Source organism: Parabacteroides sp. KHUB-02, from assembly GCF_056640955.1.
Map to the genome: position 1 here is coordinate 3,621,892 of NZ_JBWQEV010000001.1, position 23,690 is coordinate 3,645,581.

The following is a 23,690-nucleotide window of genomic DNA, read 5'->3' on the forward strand; positions in this document are numbered from 1 at the left end:
ATAACATGCAGATCGCACCGAACTCTATTTTAGGTAAAAGCCACGGGCATACAGCTCCATCGGACAAACTGAATATAGCTGTCGTTGGTATTGGCGGTATGGGAATCACCAATATCCAGCATGTTTTTGAGACAGAAAACATCGTTGCTCTTTGTGATGTGGACTGGAAATATGCAAAGCCGGTCTTGGACTGTTTTCCGAGAGCTGGGAAATATAAAGATTTTCGCCGGATGTTTGATGAGATGGATAGGGATATCGAAGCGGTTATAGTGGCGACTCCCGATCATACGCATGCCATTATCGCTGCTACCGCTATGACATTGGGCAAACATGTGTATGTCCAGAAACCGTTGGCACATTCGATTTATGAGTCAAGATTGCTTTCCCGATTGGCTTCCGAATACAGGATTGCCACGCAGATGGGAAACCAGGGAGCTTCCGGCGAGGATGTCGATTGGGTATGTGAATGGATATGGAACGGTGAGATCGGTGAAGTGAAGAAAGTGGAAGTGGCGACCAATCGCCCAATGTGGCCGCAAGGATTGGAAACGCCAACCAAAGCGCACAAGATTCCGGCGACATTGGATTGGGATTTGTTTATCGGGCCAGCTCGAATGAGGCCGTTTAACAAGATATACCATCCTTGGAACTGGCGTGGTTGGTGGGATTTCGGAACCGGTGCTTTGGGAGACATGGGTTGCCATGTTTTGCATCCCGCTTTTAAAGCGCTTAAATTGGGGTATCCTGTATCTGTGGAGGCGGCATCCTCCCCTTTGTTCATCGATTGTGCCCCGCAGTCAGAATATGTGAAATTCGTGTATCCAGCACGAAAGAGGATGGCGAAAGTGGATTTTCCGGAAGTCGAGGTACATTGGTATGATGGTGGATTTATGCCCCAACGCCCGGAAGGGTTTCCACAGGAACGTCCGCTCATGGGGATAGCCGGTGGATTGACGATTTTCCATGGCACGAAAGATACGTTGATTTGTGGTTCTTATGGTCTTCAGCCATGGTTGTTATCTGGGCGTGTGCCAGATGTCCCCAAGACAATTCGCCGTGTAGACCGGGCGATGGATGGTGGTCATGAACAGGATTGGGTACGCGCCTGCAAGGAAAGTCCGGAGAACAGGGTGAAAACAAAGTCGGATTTTTCAGAAGCAGCAGTATTTAACGAAATGATCTTGATGGGAATATTGGCTGTCCGTCTGCAATCATTGAATAAAATATTGGAATGGGACGGGACGAACATGCAATTTACAAATATCAGCGACGATGAAAAAATCCGACAGATGATCGTAAATGGTTTTACAATCAAAGCGGGGCATCCTTCATTCAATGCAAAAATGTCAGATCCGGTTCATGCGAAAGAATTTGCTGCCGAATTGATCAAACATACTTATCGTGCAGGTTGGAATCTGTCGGAAATGTCATAATTTGCATAAAATGGTTTATTTAAAATCTATCCAAGCACAGGTTTCTGTAATTATGTTTCAATATTATTACTGTCCGCTAAAACTTAACAGTTTGAAAAAGTAAGCCACCGATAGAGCGTAAGATATTGTTAATCCGATTCAGTACCTTTGCCTCCACACTTAAAAAAGTAAGATTATGGAAAGTAAAGATTATTTCGAGAAGGTTATGCAGGGTAAGCATCAACAGAAGTACACTTGTAGATTTGTATTATAACAACATGGGGCAGCTGGTATCTGGAGTCCGAAAAGGATGATCTGGGAATCAACGACCCGGAAATAAACGAACTATTTGACCTTTTGATAAGTGACCCACAAGATAGCGAGGAGAAACAACATCCATTGCTAAGCCTGTGCCGAAATTATGTAAATAACGGATAGAATTCCATTCATCGCTATAAGTTTTGAACAAAAAGAAGGGATCACGAGAAAAAATAACCTATTTTTGTGACTAGGCATAATTGAGCGAACGTATCGCCCTAAGTGTTTAACCTTAAATCGTAAGAATAATGAAATGGATAATCACAATTTCAGCGATCCTCCTCTTTGCGTTAGCGGGATGTGGAAAAGATAAACAATCAACAAATGAACTCATCACAGTTGATGTTACAAAGAATTATCCTGAAAAGGAATTGACACTACAGGATTTCATGGATGTGGAATACATCCCATTGGAAACAAATGATGAGTTTGTTACCCAAGGCAAAGTAATGGCCATTGGTGCAGAAGTTATATTAATAACCAACTGGGCCAACGACGGGAATTTGTTTGTTTTTGACAGAAAAACCGGCAAAGCCTTGAAGAAGATAAACAGGAAAGGGCAAGGTGGCGAGGAATATATAGGTATTACGGAGATTGTTCTGGATGAAGCAAACAAGGAAATATTTGTCATAGCCTATACCGGAAGTAAAATCTCAGTATATGATCTAGACGGAAATTTTAAAAGGAGTTTCAAAGCCGCAGGTACGGAATCTCATGTAAATACATTTAATTACGACCGGGAAAATTTGATCTCTTATGTACCGGATAATAGTCTGGAAAACCCGTCAAACGCCATACCTCCATATTATTTAATCTTTTCCAAACAGGATGGAAGTATCACCCGGAAAATATCAATTCCTTTTGATGAAGTTAAAAGCCCGGTCGCAAGAGACGGGGAAAACTGGGAGAACTGGGCCGCTCCAGTTCCAACCGCCATGTATCAAATAGTTCCAGATCATACCAATTGGGTACTTATGGAGACATCATCCGATACCATATACCACTATTTGCCGGATGCTAATACGACAATCCCCCTTATCGTAAGAACCCCCTCCATACACTCCATGGATCCTCCTGAAGTATTTCTTATACCAACCGTTTTTACCGACCGTTATTATTTCATGAGCCTGTTGAAAGCGGAATTTAATTTTGAAACAGGGAGAGGGTTTCCAATTTCCGGTTTGATGTACGATAGACTGGAAAATTCTTTATTCATACCTAAAATATACAATGGTGATTATACCAGCAAAAGAGAAGTGGATATGACGTCGAGACCTTTAGATCCGGAATTCGTAATCGGACAGTCATTGCAAGCCCACGAACTTGCCGAGGCTTACGGGAGAGGAGTACTGAAGGGCAAACTGAAAGAGATTGCGGCTAAATTGGATGAAGAGTCCAATCCGGTGATTATGCTGATAAAACACAAGAAAAATAAATACTAGCATGAAAGTAAATTTAATTTCAGCAGTCCTCCTCTTTGCCTTAGCGGGATGTGGAAAAGATAAGCAATCGACAGACGAGCTTGTCACGATCAATGTTAGCAAAGATTACCCAGAAAAGGAGCTAATCCTTCAGGATATTATGGATGTAGAATATATTGCGCTGGAAACAACTGACGAATTTATCACACATGGTAATGTCATGGATATCGGCGAAAAATTTATAATAGTAAAAAACAACACAAACGACGGGAACATATTCATTTTTGACCGGAAAACGGGGAAAGCTATACGGAAAATAAACCGTTTAGGACAAGGTGTCGAGGAATATCCGGGGATTGCAGGAATTACACTAGATGAGGAAAACAATGAGCTATTTGTTACACATACAGGGAAAATATCAGTATATGATTTAAACGGGGACTTTAAAAGAAGCTTTAATTTCCTAGACCCCGAGAGTGACTACCTTAAGGTTTTTAATTATGACAAGGATAATCTGATCACTTATGATAACAAAGGCTATGGAATGGTGGCAGACCAACAGCCTTATCATTTGATTATCTCAAAGTATGACGGAAGTATTATCCAGAAAATTACAATTCCTTCTAAAGAACAGAAAACACTGGTTATATTCGGAGATAATGATCAAAAAGTAATTCCTACTTTTTTTGCTACAACCGCCACTTCCGATAATTGGATACTTATGAATCTCTCATCCGATACCCTATATTCCTATTCGCCAAACGGTCATATTAAGCCTTTTATCGTGAGGACACCCTCTATATATTCCATGGATACAGAAATATTTCTTTTTGTAGAGGGGGTGACAAGCCGTTATTATTTTATGAGAACCGTAGAAAAAAAACTCGATATTAAAACGAGAAAAATACCGGTGAGTAGGTTGGTATACGACAAACAGGAAGATTCTATATTCAAATATCAAATATATAATACTGATTTTTTATATCAAAGACCGATCTATTGGATTTCATCTATTAATCAAGATATTGCGAACTGGTATCCCTTTGATGCGCCTGAATTGATTGAGGCTTATAAAGAAGGGAAGCTCAAAGGCAGGCTAAACGAAATCGCGGCGAAATTAAATGAGGATTCCAATCCCGTCATAATGCTGATCAAGTATAAGAAATAAGAACTAAATCATGTCTATATCCTAATGTTTTAATTTATGCTAAGATCGTTTCCACATTATCAGCAATTGGATTCTATGGACTGTGGTCCTAGCTGCCTCCGTATGATCGCCAAGTTCTATGGCCGTGTGTACTCGATCCAGAACTTACGGGAGAAAGCCTTCATCACCCGGGAAGGAGTCTCCATGCTGGGTATCAGCGAGGCGGCGGAAGCGATCGGGTTCCGAACACAGGGCGTGCGGATCACGGTGGAGGAATTGGAAAAGGAATGTCCCCTACCCTGCATACTGCACTGGAACCAATGGCATTTCGTGGTTTGCTACAAGATAAAGAAAGGGAAGTTCTACATAGCGGACCCGGCGGCGGGACTTATCACCTATACGAGGGAGGAGTTCAAGCGGTGCTGGGTCAGCACCAAGGTGGACGGACAGGATACCGGGACGGCGCTCTTGCTGGAACCGGGGCCGGAGTTCTACGGGATGGAGGACGAGAGGAGAGACAGGAAACGTAACCTCGGATTCTTTTTCCGATATATATCGCCCTACAGAAGGGAGATGGCACAGCTCGTGCTGGGCATGGTGACAGCCAGCGTACTGCAACTCATCCTGCCTTTCCTCACGCAGAGCCTGGTGGATACCGGAATACGGGACAACAACCTAAGTTTCATAACCTTGATCCTTATATCTCAATTGGTGATCTTTATCGCCAAGCTATCCGTGGACTTCATACGGAGCTGGATATTGCTGCACGTAAACACGAGGATCAATATCGCCTTGATCTCCGATTTCCTCGCCAAGCTGATGCGCCTGCCCTTGCATTTCTTCGATACCAAGATGGTGGGCGATATCATGCAGCGCATCGGAGACCATGACCGCGTCGAGGCTTTCATGACGGGGACATCCATCAATACGCTCTTCTCTTTCGTCAACTTCATCGTGTTCGGGTTCGTGCTGGCCTATTACGACTGGACGATACTGGGACTCTTCTTGGTAGGTAACGGGTTATACGTGGCGTGGGTACTCGCCTTCATGAGATGGAGGAGGGAGCTGGACGTAAAGCGTTTCTCGCAGGCGGCCGGGGAGCAAAGCAACCTATTCCAGCTCATCACCGGAATGCAGGAGATCAAGCTCAATAATTGCGAGACCAAGATGCGATGGAAATGGGAACGGATACAGGTAAAACTTTTCAAGATAGGGATCAAGGGGTTGGCGTTACAACAATATCAGCAACTCGGGGCGGTCTTTTTCAACCAGACCACGAACATACTCATCTCCTTCATCGCGGCACGGGCCGTCGTGCAAGGGGATATGACGCTGGGTATGATGATGTCGGCGACCTACATCGTGGGGCAGCTCTCCTCACCTATCGAGCAATTGATCGATTTCTCACGGTCCTTACAGGACGCGAAGATCAGTTTGGAGCGGCTCGGCGAGATACACGGGAAGGAGGACGAGGAACAGGTAGGCGGGATAAGGCTGAATGTTCTCCCCGATGACAGGACGCTACGGCTGGAAAATCTCAGCTTCAGCTATGACGGGGCGGACAGGGATTACGTGCTGGAGGATATCAACCTGACGATACCCCATAACAGGGTGACCGCCATCGTAGGGGCCAGCGGGAGCGGGAAGACGACGATCGTGAAACTCCTGCTCGGTTTTTACAACCCCAACAAGGGGGACGTGAGGATCGGCGATACCTCCCTCAGGAACCTGAACCCGCACGTATGGCGTAGCAAGACCGGTTCGGTCATGCAGGATGGTTTTATCTTCTCGGATACGATCGCCAACAACATCGCCCCCGGCGAAGAGGTGGTGGACAAGGAACGCCTGCTTCATGCCGTGACGGTGGCGAATATCCGGGATTTCATCGATTCGCTCCCGCTGGGCTATAATACGAAGATCGGCATGGAGGGCAATGGAGTAAGCCAAGGGCAGAGGCAACGGATCCTGATCGCCCGGGCGGTGTACAAGAATCCCGACTTCATCTTCCTGGACGAGGCCACGAACGCCTTGGACGCAAACAACGAGCGGGAGATCATGGAGCAGTTGCACGCCTTCTACAAAGGACGGACGGTGGTGGTCGTGGCGCATCGACTAAGCACGGTACGTGACGCGGACAAGATCGTGGTGCTGGACAAGGGACGCATCGTGGAGGAAGGGACGCATCAGGAACTCACGGCCTTGCGGGGGACTTATTATAAGTTGGTGAAGAATCAGTTGGAGCTTGGGAATTGAGAATTGAAAATTAGTTGGAGAAGAGAAATAAGGACATAGAACTGAGGAGCGAGGAGGTACAGGAGGTGATGGGGCAAGTGCCGGCCTGGATCGTACGGTGGGGGATAACGCTGTTATTCCTCGTGGTCGTGACATTGCTGGTGGGAAGCTGTTTCTTCAAATATCCTGACGTGATCACGGCAGACATGACATTGACGGGGCAACATCCCGCGACGGCGGTAGTGACACGGGCAGCGGGAAAGATACAGGAGCTGCTCGTGAGGGATAATCGCCCGGTAAGGCAGGGGGATTGGCTGGCGGTCATAGAGAATCACGCCGACACGGACGATGCCATCTATCTGGATAAGGCGTTGGAACGATCCGGAAGCGACGTGGATAGCCTGGACAAGGCATTATCAAAGTACAAGGAGCTATCGCTGGGTGATATGCAAGCGGCTTACTCGGGACTACTCTCGGCGCTCCATGCCTGCATCAATTACAGGGAGATCGATTATTATCCGCAAAAAATGACCTCCATCCGCAAACAGATAGCGTTGTATAAGGCTTACTATAACGAGACCGAACGGCAGCGGAAGACCCTCTCGGAGCAATTCGCCTTGACAAGGCGGCAATACGCCCGGGATTCATTATTGTATAGCCGGTCCGTGATTTCCTCCTACGAGCATGAGACCGCACGGGCTTCCCTGCTGCAAAGCCGTTATTCGCTGGAAGGGGCGGCAGCCTCGGCCGAGAATCTCCGGATACAGATCGGGGAGCAAGAGCAATCCTTGCTGGATCTGACGCTGGAGCGGAGCGAGAAAGAATTTACGCTACGGCAGGAATTACAGACCGCCCGGGAACAATTGCTGAACAGCATGAACGAGTGGAGGTTACGTTATTGCCTCATCGCCCCGGTAGGGGGTGTCGTAACTTTCACTAAGTACTGGAATGAGAACCAGTATATCCCATCCGGAGAGGTGGCTTTCACCGTCGTGCCGCAAGGCGAGGGCCGGCTGGTGGGGAAGGTGCGCATACCGATAGCACGCTCGGGAAAAGTCCGGAGAGGCCAGCGGGCGATCGTCCGTTTCTCCAATTTCCCGGATCAGGAGTTTGGAGTGGTAAATGGCGTGGTATCGAATATCTCATTGGTCCCCACCGACGAGTACTATACGGCGGATATCGATTTTCCAGAGGGTCTGAGAACCAATTACGGTATCGACCTGCCCGTCTCGCCCGAGACGCAAGCCTCCGCAGAGATCGTAACGGAAGAATTACGCCTGATCGAACGATTCTTCCTCCCGATCAAACGGATCGTGAAAGAAGGATTTTAGTGTAATATTATCCTTTCTTTCCTATGCGTTTATCACAGATGTCACGAGTGACAGAGTTCGCCGCAGACTATGTCATTCAACTTCTATTACAAATTCTTACAATTAAGATAGCTCCTTATGAAAAAATTTTATTTTATTACGCTTAGTTTTTGAAAAAACTTATTGTACCTTTGCCCTAATCACTCAATAAAGGTATAACCATGACAACTAAGTTCTTGCTCTCGTCCGATGACAATACTCGCAGTGGCCTTCTGAAAAAGAAGATCATACATTATTATATGGCCAATGGAGACGCTACTATAGCGGAGGTATGTAAAGAAATGAATCTCAGTATCCCCACCGTCACTAAGCTAATTAGCGAATTACAAGAGGACGGTTATATACTCGACTTTGGAAAACAAGAGACTAGCGGAGGGCGTAAACCTAGTATTTACGGGCTCAATCCCGTATCCGGCTATTTTGTGGGCGTAGATATACTGAAAGATCAACTGAATCTAGCCATATTAGATTTTAAGGGAGATAAGATCCGCATTGAGCAGAATATCCCTTATACACTCGAAAACACACCAGCCGCTTTAGACCATCTTTGCGAATGTATCAATGAATTTATAAACTCGTTGCCGATCCCAAGGGAAAAGATATTAAGCATTGGCATTAATATATCCGGACGGGTAAATCCTTTCGCCGGATATAGCTATAGCATTTTTTACTTTGAGGAGAAGCCCTTGTCTCAAATCCTTGAGGAAAAACTACATATAAAGATCTATATAGAGAATGACACCCGTTCCATGGCTTACGGCGAATATCTTCAAGGAGTCGTAAAAGGAGAAAAAAATATCCTATTCATCAATATATCTTGGGGATTAGGTATCGGTATCATCATAGACGGCAAGGTTTATTTCGGGAAATCAGGCTTCTCCGGAGAATTTGGGCACTTCAGCTTCTTCGAGAATGAGATTCTTTGCCATTGCGGTAAAAAAGGATGCCTCGAGACTGGAGCTTCCGGTTCTGCCCTATACCGTACCCTCCTTGAGCGGTATAAAGAGGGTAGCAACACCATATTGGCCAGTAAAATCGATGCCGGGGAATACATCGGGCTCTCTGACTTGATCGACGCCATTCACAAAGAGGATATGCTATCCATTGAGATACTGGAGGAGATCGGTTTTAATCTAGGTAAAGGAATAGCCGGATTGATGAACATTTTCAATCCGGAACTGGTCGTACTGGGCGGCCCCTTGTCGCAGACGGGAGAATATTTAAGCCTACCTATTAAAAGTGCCGTCAGGAAGTACTCTTTGAACTTGGTAACCCGTGATACACAGATCAAAGTATCCAAATTAGGTGAAAGAGCGGGTATATTAGGAGCCTGCCTGCTATCTCGATCTAAAATTCTAGGTATGATTTAATATGTATTTCAAAGGAATTAAATAAAAAATAAATAATTATTTCATTTTCTCGATAAAACACTACTGTATTATTAAATTATTTTATTTATATTTGCATCATAATTAAAATTAGAGGTTAAAACTCATAAAAATAACGCAGGTATGGATAAAATTAAAGGACTGATCGATGCTCCCTTCACTCCGTTCCATGAGAACGGGGAAGTTAATTACGAGCCAATTGAAGCTTATGCGAAACTTCTTGTGAAAAACGGACTGAAAGGCGTGTTCATCAATGGTTCTTCCGGAGAAGGTTATATGCTGACAGAGGAAGAACGCATGAAATTGGCCGAGAAATGGATGGAAGCAGCTCCGGAAGGCTTTAAGGTAATCGTGCACGTAGGTAGCACATGCGTTAAGTCTAGCCGTAATTTAGCGGAACATGCTCAAAAGATCGGCGCTTGGGGTATTGGCGCTATGGCTACCCCTTTCCCTCGTATCGGTCGAATTGAGGAATTGGTAAAGTACTGCGAGGAGATCGCTTGCGGCGCTCCTGCCTTACCGTTTTACTACTATCATATCCCTGCGTTTAACAACGCTTTCCTCCCTATGCTGGATTTCTTAAAAGCAGTAGACGGGCGTATCCCTAATTTCGCCGGTATCAAATATACATACGAGAGCTTATACGAATACAATCAATGTCGTTTATACAAGGATGGTAAATTCGACATGTTGCACGGACAGGATGAAACGATTCTTCCTTGCCTTGCGATGGGTGGAGCGCAAGGAGGTATCGGTGGTACCACAAACTATAACGGAAAAGAATTAACCGGTATCCTAGAGGCTTGGGCAGCCGGTGACTTAGAGACAGCTCGCGAGAGACAAAACTTCTCTCAGGAGGTTATTAACGTTATCTGCAATTACCGTGGTAATATCGTCGGAGGAAAACGCATCATGAAATTGATCGGATTAGATCTCGGCAAGAACCGTACCCCGTTCCGGAATATGACGGACGAAGAAGAGGCCGCGATGAAAGCGGAATTAGAGGCTATCAATTTCTTTGAAAGATGTAATAAATTCTAAGGTATGGCAGCGTTTGACAATTTATCTAATCCATCGGAATATCTAGCTTATTGGGGCAAGACCTATCGGAATGAGCTTCTTTCCAATATTCTTCCTTTTTGGATGAAATACGGACTGGACAAAGAGAACGGCGGTTACTTTACTTGCGTAGACCGGGATGGTACTCTGATGGACTCTACTAAATCCGTTTGGTTCCAAGGACGATTCGCCTTTATCTTGGCATATGCCTATAATCACATTGAGAAGAACGAAGAATGGCTGAGAGCCTGTAAAAACGGTATCGATTTCATCGAGAAACATTGTTTTGATACGGACGGACGTATGTTCTTCGAGGTAACAGCGGCAGGCATCCCTGTACGTAAACGCCGTTACGTATTCTCCGAGACTTTCGCAGCGATCGCCATGGCCCACTATGCATTGGCATCAGGTGACAAAGGCTATGCCGAGAAGGCCGTGAACTTATTCAAGCAAGTATTGCACTATAAGAATACCCCGGGATTATTGGAGCCTAAATTTCGTGAAGGTCTCGTGGCGAAAGGCCATTCTTTCTGCATGATACTGATCGATACGGCGGCACGCATCCGTGAGGCCATAAACGATCCCATACTTACACAACAAATCGATGATTCCATAGCCGAGTTACGCCGTGATTTCATGCATCCCGAATTCAAGGCTATCTTGGAGACAGTAGGACCCAACGGTGAGTTTATCGACTCTATCGCCGGGCGTACCATCAATCCCGGCCACTCCATCGAGACCGCATGGTTTATCTTGGAAGAGGCCAAATACCGAGGATGGGACCCCCAACTGAAAGAGATGGGTTTACAAATCCTCAACTGGTCTTGGGACTGGGGCTGGGATAAGACGTACGGCGGAATCAACTATTTCAAGGATTGCAAAAACTTCCCTCCCCAAGAGTATTGGCACGACATGAAGTTTTGGTGGCCACAATGCGAGGCGGTTATCGCTACGCTTTACGCCTACCAAGCGACTGGCGACGCCAAATATCTCGAAATGCACAAACTAATAAACGATTACACATTTAATCATCTCCCCGACAAAGAATATGGGGAATGGTATGGCTACCTACACTTCGATGGTAGTGTCTCTCAATCTGCCAAAGGCAATCTATTCAAAGGTCCGTTCCACATTCCTAGAATGCTTCTCAAATGTAGTTTACTCTGCGACGAAATTCTTTCTAAATAACTTTATCTAAAATACTGAAAATTGGTCAATTGACATCAGGGGTCACAACCGTGGCTCCTAATGTTTCTAAGGCTTTGTTTTCCTTTTTATTTTCCTCAATCAAATGAAAAATAAGAAATTATATCCTTGGATCGTAGTCGGTTTACTATGGGTTGTCGCCTTACTGAACTATATGGATCGCCAGATGCTATCAACCATGAAATCAGCTATGATGGTGGATATCGTGGAACTAGAGTCTGCGGCGAACTTCGGACGTTTGATGGCAGTCTTCCTCTGGATCTACGGATTCATGAGCCCTGTAGCCGGTATGGTGGCAGACAGGGTAAACAGGAAGTGGCTAATCGTGGGTAGCTTATTTGTCTGGTCCTTCGTGACTTTGATGATGGGGTATTGCACGGATTTCAATCAGATCTATTACCTACGTGCCTTGATGGGGGTCAGTGAGGCCCTGTATATTCCTGCCGGATTATCGCTTATCACAGATTATCACCAAGAGAAAACACGGTCATTAGCCGTAGGTATCCATATGACAGGTCTATACGTAGGCCAAGCCTTGGGAGGATTCGGAGCTACGGTGGCCAGCGCTTATACGTGGGAAACGACTTTCCATTGGTTTGGTATCATCGGCATCGCTTATAGCGTGGTCTTGATCATCTTCTTACACGATAAGAAAGATCATGTCGAACAAGCCGTAAAACTGGAAAATTATCCGAAAGAGAATCCGATTTCCGGTGCGTTTAAAGGATTAGGGATGTTATTCACGAACATCGCTTTTTGGATCATTCTTCTTTATTTCGCCACGCCGAGCTTACCGGGTTGGGCGACAAAGAACTGGCTCCCTACCCTATTCGCTGAAAATCTCTCGTTGGATATGTCCGAGGCCGGTCCGTTATCTACATTCACGATCGCTATCTCTTCCTTTATAGGGGTAATCGCCGGAGGTATTTTATCCGATAAATGGATCCAGCGGAATGTCCGGGGACGTGTATACACAGGCGCCATTGGTTTGGCATTAACGATACCCTCTCTCCTATTACTAGGATTTGGGCACAACTTCCCGATGATTATCGGCGGTGGTCTTTGCTTCGGTATCGGTTATGGTATATTCGACGCCAATAATATGCCTATCCTTTGCCAATTCATCTCCCCCCGTTATCGGGCTACAGCCTATGGAATTATGAATATGACCGGTGTATTTGCCGGAGCCGCCATCACGGATATACTAGGAAAATCTACCGACGCTGGTAATCTTGGCCATGACTTCGCCATGCTAGCCGGATTGGTACTCATCGCACTTTTAATCCAAGTGATCTTCTTACGTCCGAAAGTCGCTAATATGACCGACGAATGCTAATTAATCTCATCCAATAAACTAAATAAACAACAAAAAAGTAATTCATTATGAAGAAGAATCTACTGCTCTTAATGCTTGCGCTCCTACTTCCGGCATTTATGTACGGACAAGAGCAGACAGTCTCCGGAACAGTGCTGGATACCTACAACATGGGTGTCCCCGGTGCGTCTATCGTTGAAAAAGGCACGACAAATGGAACGATTACCGATTTCGACGGTAATTACACTCTCACCGTATCCAACAAGAACGCCACATTAGTATTTTCTTTCATTGGGTACAAGACACAAGAAGTTCCAGTAGCCGGAAAGGCCAAAGTAGACGTGATCCTACAAGAAAACGCCGAACAGCTAGACGAAGTAGTGGTAACCGGTTACGGTGGCTCACAAAAGAGAGCGACCTTGACAACCTCTATCTCTAAATTGGATAACGCCGTACTGGAAAATGCAGCTATGGCCAATGCCGGACAATCTTTACAAGGTACGGTTTCCGGTTTACGCGTAGTAAACATAAGTGGCCAGCCGGGTAAAGACCCCAATATCGTACTTCGTGGTGGAGCTACCATGACCGGAAAAGACAATGGAGCTTTGGTAGTGGTAGACGGTATCGTTCGTAACTCTTTGGCAGATATCAACCCTTCAGATATCGAGTCCATCCAAGTATTAAAAGATGCTGCCTCAACGGCCATTTATGGAGCACGTGCGAATGGCGGTGTAATCCTTGTCACGACCAAACGGGGAAAAGAAGGCGTAGCTTCCGTTTCCTATAAATTTAAAGGAGGAGCAAACTTCGCCCGTACAGGATATGATTACTTGAACGCAGAGGACTATATCTATTATAATCGCTTAGGATACAAGCGAACCGGACGTTCGGGTATCGATAACCAAATGGGCTATGGAGTTGGTAACGATTTATTCGACATTCGCTATCTAGATGACACGACGAAAGGTCTGTTAAACGAAGGTTGGCAACAAATGACAGATCCCAATGATCCTACAAAGCAACTTTTATTTAAGGATTATTCAGGCCAATTGAAAGATGCAGCTTTCAAAGACCCCTCATTCACGCAAGATCATTATTTGAACATTACAGGCGGTAACGATAAGGGTACTTTCGCTGCTAGTTTAGGTTATTACAAAGAAGATGGTTTGATCAAAGGTACTAGTTACGAACGCTTCTCCGGAACGTTAAACGGTTCCTATAAAATATTCCCGATCTTAACTGTAAACGGCGGGGCGACTTACACTTGGTCTCGTACGCCGGGATTATGGATCGGTCAATACGAGTTCTTCTATCGTACGATGAGCCAACGCCCAACTTGGAACCCCTATATGGAAGATGGATCTCCCGCTTCCGGTTTCGGTACCGGTGATGGTAATCCTCTTTACTACAAGGACAAGCTAACGAATACAAAAGGAATCCGTCGTTCAACATACAACATAGGTTTCGATTTGCAAATCATTCCCGAGAAATTAGTATTAAAGGCTAATAGCGCTTTGTATCACGTAGATAATCAAACGGATAAATTTGATAAAGCCTATCAACAACAGAACTCTAGCACACCGAACCTAACGCGCCAGGCTGAAGCGAAATATGTAAAGGAAAATCAACAGCAACATAGTGTGACCTTGACATATTCTGATAGTTTCAAGGACAAGCACAATTTGGAAGCCATGGTCGGCGGTGAGTATTTCAATTGGCATCAATATACGTTAAACGCCAAGACTCAAAATTCACCTTCGGATGATATCCCAACCTTGAACGCAGGAAGTAACCGTACGTATTCATACAGTTACAAACAAGGCTATCGTATCCTTTCCGGCTTCGCTCGTGTAAACTATAACTACAACCTCAAATATCTGTTGTCTGTTGTAGCTCGTTATGATGGTATCTCCAAACTGAGCGACCACCGTTGGGGGTTCTTCCCGGGTGTCTCCGCAGGTTGGAACATCATGGAGGAAGATTTCTTCAAGGACTCCAAATTAGCGGATATTATCTCGAACCTGAAACCACGTGTCAGCTATGGTGTAAACGGTAATGTAAACGGATTAGGCTATTATGACGTATACGGTAGTTACGGACAAAAAGACAAAGACGGAAATATCATAACAAACTACAATAATTCCGTTGGTTTTTACAATGACCAATTGGTTAATAGCGGTTTACGTTGGGAGCAAAGTAAGTCTTTCGAAGTAGGTCTGGATATAGGTTTCTTCAATAACCGCTTAAGCATTATCTTAGACTATTATAACCGTACGACTTCCGATTTGTTGACTGATCTGGATTTGCCTAATTACACGGGATTCAAAAGTATCAAAACCAACTTAGGAACACTGCGTAACCAAGGTTTTGAGATGGAGGTAAAAGCTAACATCTTAAATAATGTAGGAGGTTTCAGTTGGGACGTAACAGCTAACTTATCTACGGTAGCCAACAAGATCATCAAGCTTCCGGCAAACGGAAACGAGAACAACCGCCAAGGTGGATACCAAGTATGGGATCCGAAAAAAGGCGAAGTCGTTTGGGTTGGCGGAAAACAAGAAGGAGGAAAGCTGGGTGACTTGTTCGCATTCAAGCAAGATCACATTTTCAAAGATTGGGATGACGTAAAAGCAAACGCAAATAATCGTTATGACGCCATTGGTGAATTATATGGTCCAGCGGCATGGGAAGCCCTGAAAGACAAAACCGGAAAACAACAAATCGAGCCGGGTGACGTATGTTGGGCCGATTTGAATGGTGACGGTGTCATCAACAATCTAGACCGTGTGAAGGTAGGCAATATCTTCCCGAACGTAACAGGAGGTTTCTCTACCACCGTTTCTTACAAGGATTTCTCTTTATACGCCCGTTTCGACTACGCATTAGGCCATACATTGTATAACGACTTGGCCGCACGCTCTATCGGACAATACCAAGGTTCATTTAACATCATCGACATGGTTAAACAAAGCTGGTCTGAAGAGAACACGAATACGGATATCCCGAAATTCTACTATGCGGATCAATTGAGCAAAAAGAATATCACCCGCTCCAACAACGGACTTACGGCTGTAGATAACAACAGCTCACGATTCTATGAAAAGGGTGATTACTTGGCACTTCGCGAGATCACATTGACATGGAACTTACCGAAAAGATGGATCAATAAAGCGTTTATGTCAAACGCCTCTGTTTATGTCACCGGACAAAATCTGTGCTACTTTACCGGTTATTCCGGAGTATCACCAGAACCAGCCGTAGATACCTATTATGGTCAAGGCATCGACAATGGTAGATATCCGACTCCTAAGACTGTCCTTATGGGTGTATCTGTAACTTTCTAATTAACGCATAAAAATTAAACATCATATGAAAAAGATATTTATAACCTTTATGGTGGCTGTGTCCTTGTTGACATTCAATCGATGCACCTCGTTGGACATGGAGCCAGTCAGCAGTATTTCCGATGCTAACTATTGGAAATCATCGGACCAATTCAAGGCATTCAATACAGGTCTGCATTCCTTGCTTCGCTTACGTAGCTATAATATATTCGTACTGGGTGAACCACGTGCCGATATTTATGGCGACCAGCCTTTCGGAGGTGAAGCCACTCAAGGCGTAGAACGATATCCGTATAATACGATCAACGCTGAATTTACGGGCATCAGCAATTTTGGAGATTTCTATGAGACAATCAACCAATTAAACCTCATGATCCGTAAGACCAACGAGACTACCTTATTAGATGAAAATGAGAAGAACTACTTCTTAGGTGAAGCATATGGTATGCGTGCGTATATTTATTTCCATCTATTACGTTCATGGGGAGATGTAATTTTGGTAACCGAACCTACTCTAGGTAACGAACTGGATATCTCTCATTTGGAAAAAGCGGCGTCTCCAGCAAGTGAGGTCATGGACCAGATCAAGAAAGACATTGACGCTTCCGTCAATGCTTTCGGTAGTGATTATTCTTACAAATATGGAAAAGGCTACTGGTCTAAATCAGCCACATTGATACTAAAAGGTGAAGTTTATTTATGGAGTGGTCGCCAAATGGGTGGAGGTACAGGAGATTATTCTACCGCCAAGGCTGCTTTGCAAGATCTTCAACAAAACGGCAACCTAAAGCTACAGGATAAGTTTACTGATGTATTCGCCTATGGGAATAAGGAGAATAGCGAGATCATCTTCGCTTTCAAGAGTATCAAAGATGAATTCACCATGTGGAAAGATTATAATTGGCGAAACAACATGGTTCCGCAACGTGAATACATGGCAAACTATTGCGATGAATCAGGAACCCCATTCATGGAAATTCCGGGTTATAATTTCCACGGTTTAATGCGTTACCAAGTTAAGAAAGATCATTACTGGAAGACTTTCCGCGAAAATGATTCCCGTCTGACAGGAACCTTGAAAGCTGTTTATCAAAAACAGGAAGACGGAAGCATAAAGTACATCGCTCCATTCGCATACAAATTCCAAGGAACAACATTGGAGGGTAGCAACGAACGTAACTGGCTGGATGATTATCCTATTTACCGTTATGCCGATGCCCTGTTACTACTAGCCGAGGCTAAAGCTCTCTTAGGAGAAGATCCTTCCACGGAGATCAATGCCGTACGCGAGCGTGCTTACGGTTCTGAATATTTCAACGCACATAAAAACGAGGTCGCTTATCCGAATGACAAGGGAAGTTTCTATAACGATAACCCATTTGAGGGGGGCGATGAGAACGTGATGGAAGCTATATTGAAAGAACGGCTGCGCGAGTTCTTCTTCGAGGGCAAGCGTTGGTATGACTTGAGACGTTTCGGTAATCAATATGTCTTGAAATACACGACCGCACAAGAGTCCCGTCTTTTGTGGCCGATCAACGAGGATGCATTAACAAACAATCCAGCATTGAAACAGACTCCCGGATACTAATCGTACATAGGTTTAAGGCGATTGGATATAACTAGGTTTTTGGCACGAATTCCAAAGGGGCTTTGTTCATATGAATGAATATCGCTACCTTTGGAATTCACATATCTATTAATTTCAACCTACAAACAAAAAACATCATGAAAAAAACTTTCCTGTATTTCTGCCTTCTTTTCATCGTACAAACGGCTTTTGCGGCAGACAGTCTTTATGTGCGAGAGCAACAAATCCCCATCTTGATAGACCGGATCGACAATGTACTTTACGAGATGCGGATACCGGCCCAAAAAGGGGATGTATTAAACGAGATCACGATACAGATCGGAGACAATGTCAACCTGTCGGACATCCAAGCGATACGTCTATTTTATAGCGGAGTGGAAGCTCCTTCCCGCAAAGGGGAACATTTCAGTCCCGTTACGTACATATCCAGCCATATACCGGGAAATACCCGTAAGGCTCTTGAATCTTATTCCGTACGGCAAGATGAGGTTACCGCCCCCTTGTCGCGCACGGTAAAACTAACCTCTAAGCAACCGATGCTTAAAGGCATCAACTATTTCTGGGTAAGTATCCAGATGAAGCCTGAGACTTCCTTATTGGCAAAAGTAGCGACTACGATACCTAACGCCCAGATCAACAACAAACCGATCGACATCACTTGGAAAGGAAAGGTGGACGAACGCCATGTAGGTATCGGCGTACGCCAAGCCGGGGATGACGGATCGGCGGCCTTCCGCATCCCGGGATTAGTGACGACGAATAACGGAACATTACTCGGAGTCTACGATATTCGCTATAATAGCAGCGTGGACCTGCAAGAGAAAATCGATATCGGAGTAAGCCGCAGTACCGATAAGGGACAAACTTGGGAACCGATGCGAGTAGCCATGACTTTCAAACAAACGGATGGCCTGCCCCACGGACAAAACGGCGTGGGAGACCCATCGATCTTGGTAGACGAAAAGACCAATACGATCTGGGTAGTAGCCGCATGGACGCATGGTATGGGTAACGAACGGGCTTGGTGGAACTCCATGCCGGGAATGACACCGGACGAGACCGCCCAACTTATGCTCGTGAAAAGTGAGGACGATGGTAAGACGTGGAGCGAACCGATCAACATCACGTCTCAAGTAAAAGACCCGTCTTGGTATTTCCTATTGCAAGGCCCGGGACGAGGCATCACGATGCAAGACGGTACCTTGGTCTTCCCGATCCAGTTTATCGACGCTACCCGTGTGCCCAACGCCGGCATTATGTATAGCAAAGACCGCGGGAAAACATGGCACCTGCATAACTTAGCCCGCACGAATACCACGGAGGCGCAAGTTGCCGAGGTAGAGCCGGGCGTATTGATGCTAAATATGCGCGATAACCGGGGCGGTAGCCGTGCCGTAGCCACGACAAAAGATTTAGGCAAGACATGGACAGAGCATCCTTCCAGCCGCAGTGCCTTGCAGGAACCCGTTTGTATGGCCAGCTTGATCAAGGTAAACGCCAAAGACAACATCACCGGCAAAGACCTTTTACTCTTCTCCAACCCGAATACGACAAAAGGGCGTAATCATATCACGATCAAGGCGAGTCTGGACGGCGGACTTACTTGGCCTACGGAGCATCAAGTCTTATTAGACGAGGCCGAGGGCTGGGGATATTCCTGTCTCTCCATGATCGATAAGGAAACGGTTGGAATCTTCTACGAGTCAAGCGTGGCGCATATGACCTTCCAAGCCATTAAGCTAACAGATCTTATTCCTTAGAGAAACAATCTATGAGATCAATACTGAATCTTATTCTTATTGTATATATAGGCATTTCCGGGTCTTTACAGGCCCGGAATCCTGTTTTATTGCCCTTGCCCCAAAAATACGTCCGGACAAACGCTTCGTTCCATCCGAAGGAAATCGCGGTTTCTTCCGAAGGGAAACTCCGTTCCATCCTAATGGAATTCTTGGAGGAGCTGCCGGTAAGCGTCCAACCGGACAGCCGATACAAGATAGAGGTTTCCTTGGTTGACAAATTGGACGGAATCCCCCTCAACTCCGAGGAGGCTTATCAACTAAGCGTCTCTTCCCGGGGCATAACCATCCGGGCAGTGTCCGAGCAAGGGGCTTATTGGGCGATACAGACCTTACGCCAACTGACCGAGCGACGAGGAAACCAATATTCCATCCAAGGTTGCGAGATCACCGACTGGCCTGCTTTCCGCATACGAGGATTCATGCAAGACGTAGGGCGGAGCTATATCTCCATGGAAGAACTGAAACGGGAGATCGAGGTACTTTCCCGCTACAAGATGAACGTATTTCATTGGCATCTCACGGAGAACCAAGCTTGGCGTCTGGAGAGCAAGATCTTTCCGATGCTGAACGACAGCTGCAATATGAGCCGTATGCCCGGAAAATATTACACGATCGAGGAGGCAAAGGAGCTGGTTCGCTTTTGCAAGGAGCATAACGTACTATTGATCCCGGAGATCGATATGCCGGGGCATAGCGACGCTTTCATCCGGGCGTTCCGTCATGATATGCAGGGCAAGGAGGGTATGGCGATCTTAAAACTATTGATGGACGAGGTTTGCGAGGTATTCGAGGAGGTTCCTTACTTACATATCGGTACGGACGAGGTAAAGTTTACCAATCCGAAGTTCGTACCCGAGATGGTCGCTTATATCCGTGCGAAAGGGAAACAAGTGATCTCTTGGAACCCGGGATGGAAGTACAAGCCGGGTGAGATCGACATGGAGCAAATGTGGAGTTACCGGGGAAAAGCGCGACCGGGCATTCCCGCGATCGACTCCCGTTTCCATTATATCAACCATTTTGATACGTTCGCCGACTTAATCGCCTTGTACACCAGCCGTATTTACAATGAACCGCAAGGAAGCCATGATTTGGCGGGTACGATCCTTGCCGTATGGCACGACCGGGTCGTACAGCCGGAGGACAAATTGATCCGGGAGAATAATTTGTATCCGAATCTATTAGCGATCGCCGAACGTTCTTGGTTGGGCGGCGGCTATCAATATTTCGATAAGAACGGAACGATGCTGCCTATCGATCCCGATAACGAGGAGCATAAGGCATTTGTCGATTTTGAGCGGCGGATGTTATGGCATAAAGAACATCATTTCCAAGGATACCCGTTCGCCTACGTCAAGCAAACCAACGTGAGATGGCGTATCACCGACCCTTTCCCGAATGATGGGGAACTGACCCGCTCTTTCCCTCCGGAAAAGGCGCTTCAGACGCAATATACCTATGAAGGGAAAAGCTACGGCACGCACGACGCCATCGGTGCCGGAATCTACCTGCGCCATGTCTGGGGACCGCTGGTTCCCGGTGTCTATAAGGACCCGCAGCCGAATCATACCGCTTACGCATGGACTTGGATCTATTCGCCCAAGACGCAAGACGTAGGGGCGTGGATCGAATTCCAGAATTACGGGCGCTCGGAGATGGATCTTCCTCCCTCACAAGGGAAATGGGATTATAAAGAAAGCCGTATCTGGGTAAATGATCAAGAGATAACGCCCCCCGTATGGACCGCTACCCACCGGGAGAAGTCCAATGAGATCCCACTGGGGAACGAGAACTGCGTAAGCCGTAAACCAACCCCGGTCCATCTGGAAAAAGGCTGGAACAAGGTGTTCATGAAGCTTCCGGTCGGTACGTTCAATACCCCCGAGGTCCGTCTGGTGAAATGGATGTTTACGTTCGTTTGCGTCACCCCGGATGGAGAGAAAGCGGTGGAAGGACTGGTTTACTCTCCGGATAAACAACTTAAATAACGTCTAATTCGGTTGAATGAAATGAGAAAAATAATAGGAATCTTATCCATCTTCCTCGCTTTCGCTCTCATGGGGCAAGCGCAAAGAATCAAGGTGGCTTGCGTAGGTAATAGCGTGACCTACGGCTACGGAATCGAGAACAGGGAAACAAACTGCTACCCGGCCCAATTGCAACAGATGCTTGGAGATGCCTACGAAGTGGAGAACTTCGGGCATAGCGGGGCTACTTTATTAAACAAGGGATATCGTCCTTATACCCAACAAGAGGCGTATCAAAAGGCACTGAGGTTTGCCGGGGATTACGTGATCATCCATCTGGGATTGAACGATACGGACCCTCGGGCATGGCCGAATTACCGGGACGATTTCGTTCGGGATTATCTTTCCTTGATCGAATCTTTCCGGAAAGCCAATCCGAAATGCAAGGTATGGGTTTGCCGTATGACTCCGATATCTCACCGCCATCCTCGTTTTAAATCCGGTACAAGAGACTGGTACTGGATGGAGCAAGCGCTTATCGAAGAAATCGCCCGGATAGCCGGCGCGACCTTGGTCGATTTGCAGGAAGGATTATATGACCGTCCGGATCTATTGCCCGACGCATTGCATCCAAACGCTGAAGGTGCCGGTATCTTGGCCCGCACCGTTTATGGGGCGCTAACCGGCGATTACGGAGGATTACAGCTTCCTGCCATCTATTCGGACCGGATGGTCTTGCAACGGGATCAACCGCTTCCTATATCTGGCATCGCCAACCAAGGGGAGAAAGTAACCGTTACCCTCGCCGGACAAAGGAAGGAGACCGTAGCCGGTACGAACGGGAAATGGACTGTCACGCTCGATCCCTTACGGGTAAGCGGGAAATCCTATACCTTAACGGTTTCTACCCCCAGCCGCACGCTGAACTATCGGGATGTAGTAGCCGGGGAAGTCTGGCTATGCTCCGGACAATCCAACATGGCGTTCCGGGTAAACGAGAGCGTAAAGGAAGAACAACAGCAACAATTGGATTACGTGAAACAACACTCGCAAATCCGTTTATTCGACCTAAAGCCCCGCTGGGAGACCTACGCCGTGGAATGGGACGCTTCCGTACTGGATTCATTGAACCGCCTGCAATATTACCACGACGCCCAATGGGAAGTATGCGACACGCGGAATACCGCACGCTTCTCGGCCATAGGATTTGCCTTCGGGCGTATGCTGGCCGATAGCTTACAAGTACCCGTAGGATTGATATTGAACGCTGTTGGCGGCTCGCCTACGGAGGCATGGATCGACCGGAAAACACTGGAATTCGAGTTTCCGGATATCTTACAGGATTGGACGAAGAACGACTTTATCCAAGATTGGGTACGTGAACGGGCGGCCTTAAACATCAAGCAAGCGTCCAACCCGCTCCAACGCCATCCGTATGAGCCTTGTTATCTGTTCGAGGCGGGTATCCAACCCCTTCATCGATATCCCATCAAAGGGATTATTTGGTACCAAGGAGAATCGAACGCCCATAATATGGAAGTACACGAACGATTATTCCCGCTATTGGTGAACAGCTGGCGCCAGAATTGGAACGCAGACCTGCCTTTCTACTATGTCCAACTATCCAGCATAGACCGCCCGAGTTGGACTTGGTTCAGGGACAGCCAACGCCGCCTGGCGCAAACCGTATCGAATACGGGTATGGCCGTTAGTAGCGATCGCGGGGATTCTTTAAACGTTCACCCTACCCGAAAAAAAGAGATTGGCGAACGACTGGCACATTGGGCCTTGAACAAGACCTACGGACATAACGTAATCCCATCCGGCCCTTTGTTCCGCAGCGCAACGTTTACCGATAACGCCGCCTATATCACTTTCGATTACGCAAAGGGCTTGAGAACTTCCGATGGGGACCCCATCCGTACATTCGAGATCGCCGAGCAGGAAGGACTTTACTATCCGGCGCAAGCCGTGGTAGAGAACGGGAAAGTAAAGGTGTGGAACGATCAAGTGACTCACCCGAAGCTGGTACGCTACGGCTGGCAACCCTTCACGAGAGCGAATCTTGTAAACGAGGCGGGCATGCCGGCCTCTACATTCCGGGCTATAAAAGAATAA

At 46.3% G+C, this 23,690-nt stretch carries 14 protein-coding genes; all 14 read left to right on the top strand.

The annotated features are described in order from the left end of the window. Positions 1-5: 5 nt before the first annotated feature. The 14 genes from ACYIA1_RS15680 to ACYIA1_RS15745 all read left to right on the top strand — a co-directional run bounded on the left by ACYIA1_RS15680 (position 6) and on the right by ACYIA1_RS15745 (position 23,690). A complete protein-coding gene (locus ACYIA1_RS15680) occupies positions 6-1,433 on the top strand; it encodes a Gfo/Idh/MocA family protein (RefSeq protein WP_008773243.1) in 1,428 nt (475 codons plus the stop codon). Positions 1,434-1,978: 545 nt separating this feature from the next. After that, the gene (locus ACYIA1_RS15685) at positions 1,979-3,172 is read left to right on the top strand and encodes a 6-bladed beta-propeller (RefSeq protein ID WP_158532672.1); all 1,194 of its coding nucleotides are present in this window, start codon (positions 1,979-1,981) and stop codon (positions 3,170-3,172) included. A gap of 1 nt (position 3,173) precedes the next feature. Further along, the gene (locus ACYIA1_RS15690) at positions 3,174-4,319 is read left to right on the top strand and encodes a 6-bladed beta-propeller (protein WP_057317666.1); all 1,146 of its coding nucleotides are present in this window, start codon (positions 3,174-3,176) and stop codon (positions 4,317-4,319) included. Between the two features lie 36 nt (positions 4,320-4,355). Further along, entirely contained in the window at positions 4,356-6,551 is a 2,196-nt protein-coding gene (locus tag ACYIA1_RS15695) for a peptidase domain-containing ABC transporter (protein WP_480335813.1), read from the top strand. Positions 6,552-6,565: 14 nt separating this feature from the next. After that, positions 6,566-7,861, top strand: coding sequence for an HlyD family secretion protein (locus tag ACYIA1_RS15700; RefSeq protein ID WP_044547477.1), 1,296 nt, complete (start codon positions 6,566-6,568; stop codon positions 7,859-7,861). A gap of 200 nt (positions 7,862-8,061) precedes the next feature. After that, the gene (locus ACYIA1_RS15705) at positions 8,062-9,270 is read left to right on the top strand and encodes an ROK family transcriptional regulator (RefSeq protein ID WP_005860500.1); all 1,209 of its coding nucleotides are present in this window, start codon (positions 8,062-8,064) and stop codon (positions 9,268-9,270) included. A 141-nt stretch (positions 9,271-9,411) separates the two neighbouring features. After that, positions 9,412-10,329, top strand: a complete 918-nt coding sequence (locus ACYIA1_RS15710) for a dihydrodipicolinate synthase family protein (protein ID WP_008773239.1) — start codon at positions 9,412-9,414, stop codon at positions 10,327-10,329. Between the two features lie 3 nt (positions 10,330-10,332). Continuing rightward, the gene (locus tag ACYIA1_RS15715; protein WP_195283909.1) at positions 10,333-11,535 is read left to right on the top strand and encodes an AGE family epimerase/isomerase; all 1,203 of its coding nucleotides are present in this window, start codon (positions 10,333-10,335) and stop codon (positions 11,533-11,535) included. A 103-nt stretch (positions 11,536-11,638) separates the two neighbouring features. Beyond that, a complete protein-coding gene (locus ACYIA1_RS15720) occupies positions 11,639-12,889 on the top strand; it encodes an MFS transporter (protein WP_005860494.1) in 1,251 nt (416 codons plus the stop codon). 47 nt (positions 12,890-12,936) lie between these two features. Beyond that, entirely contained in the window at positions 12,937-16,212 is a 3,276-nt protein-coding gene (locus ACYIA1_RS15725; RefSeq protein ID WP_480335817.1) for a SusC/RagA family TonB-linked outer membrane protein, read from the top strand. Positions 16,213-16,237: 25 nt separating this feature from the next. After that, on the top strand, positions 16,238-17,803 hold the full coding sequence (gene nanU / locus ACYIA1_RS15730; RefSeq protein WP_005863837.1) for a SusD family outer membrane lipoprotein NanU: 1,566 nt from the start codon (positions 16,238-16,240) through the stop codon (positions 17,801-17,803). Positions 17,804-17,940: 137 nt separating this feature from the next. Further along, positions 17,941-19,563 (top strand): sialidase family protein, encoded by a 1,623-nt coding sequence (locus ACYIA1_RS15735; RefSeq protein WP_005863836.1) that lies wholly within the window; start codon positions 17,941-17,943, stop codon positions 19,561-19,563. 11 nt (positions 19,564-19,574) lie between these two features. Continuing rightward, positions 19,575-21,593 (top strand): family 20 glycosylhydrolase, encoded by a 2,019-nt coding sequence (locus ACYIA1_RS15740; protein WP_413639566.1) that lies wholly within the window; start codon positions 19,575-19,577, stop codon positions 21,591-21,593. A 21-nt stretch (positions 21,594-21,614) separates the two neighbouring features. After that, the gene (locus ACYIA1_RS15745; protein WP_347511737.1) at positions 21,615-23,690 is read left to right on the top strand and encodes a GDSL-type esterase/lipase family protein; all 2,076 of its coding nucleotides are present in this window, start codon (positions 21,615-21,617) and stop codon (positions 23,688-23,690) included.

Coding starts and splice junctions, on each gene's coding strand:
- ACYIA1_RS15710 (WP_008773239.1), top strand. CDS start 9,412: ATGGATAAAATTAAAGGACTGATCGATGCTCCCTTCACTCCGTTCCAT.
- ACYIA1_RS15695 (WP_480335813.1), top strand. CDS start 4,356: ATGCTAAGATCGTTTCCACATTATCAGCAATTGGATTCTATGGACTGT.
- ACYIA1_RS15720 (WP_005860494.1), top strand. CDS start 11,639: ATGAAAAATAAGAAATTATATCCTTGGATCGTAGTCGGTTTACTATGG.
- nanU (WP_005863837.1), top strand. CDS start 16,238: ATGAAAAAGATATTTATAACCTTTATGGTGGCTGTGTCCTTGTTGACA.
- ACYIA1_RS15685 (WP_158532672.1), top strand. CDS start 1,979: ATGAAATGGATAATCACAATTTCAGCGATCCTCCTCTTTGCGTTAGCG.
- ACYIA1_RS15740 (WP_413639566.1), top strand. CDS start 19,575: ATGAGATCAATACTGAATCTTATTCTTATTGTATATATAGGCATTTCC.
- ACYIA1_RS15725 (WP_480335817.1), top strand. CDS start 12,937: ATGAAGAAGAATCTACTGCTCTTAATGCTTGCGCTCCTACTTCCGGCA.
- ACYIA1_RS15715 (WP_195283909.1), top strand. CDS start 10,333: ATGGCAGCGTTTGACAATTTATCTAATCCATCGGAATATCTAGCTTAT.
- ACYIA1_RS15680 (WP_008773243.1), top strand. CDS start 6: ATGCAGATCGCACCGAACTCTATTTTAGGTAAAAGCCACGGGCATACA.
- ACYIA1_RS15705 (WP_005860500.1), top strand. CDS start 8,062: ATGACAACTAAGTTCTTGCTCTCGTCCGATGACAATACTCGCAGTGGC.
- ACYIA1_RS15735 (WP_005863836.1), top strand. CDS start 17,941: ATGAAAAAAACTTTCCTGTATTTCTGCCTTCTTTTCATCGTACAAACG.
- ACYIA1_RS15745 (WP_347511737.1), top strand. CDS start 21,615: ATGAGAAAAATAATAGGAATCTTATCCATCTTCCTCGCTTTCGCTCTC.
- ACYIA1_RS15690 (WP_057317666.1), top strand. CDS start 3,174: ATGAAAGTAAATTTAATTTCAGCAGTCCTCCTCTTTGCCTTAGCGGGA.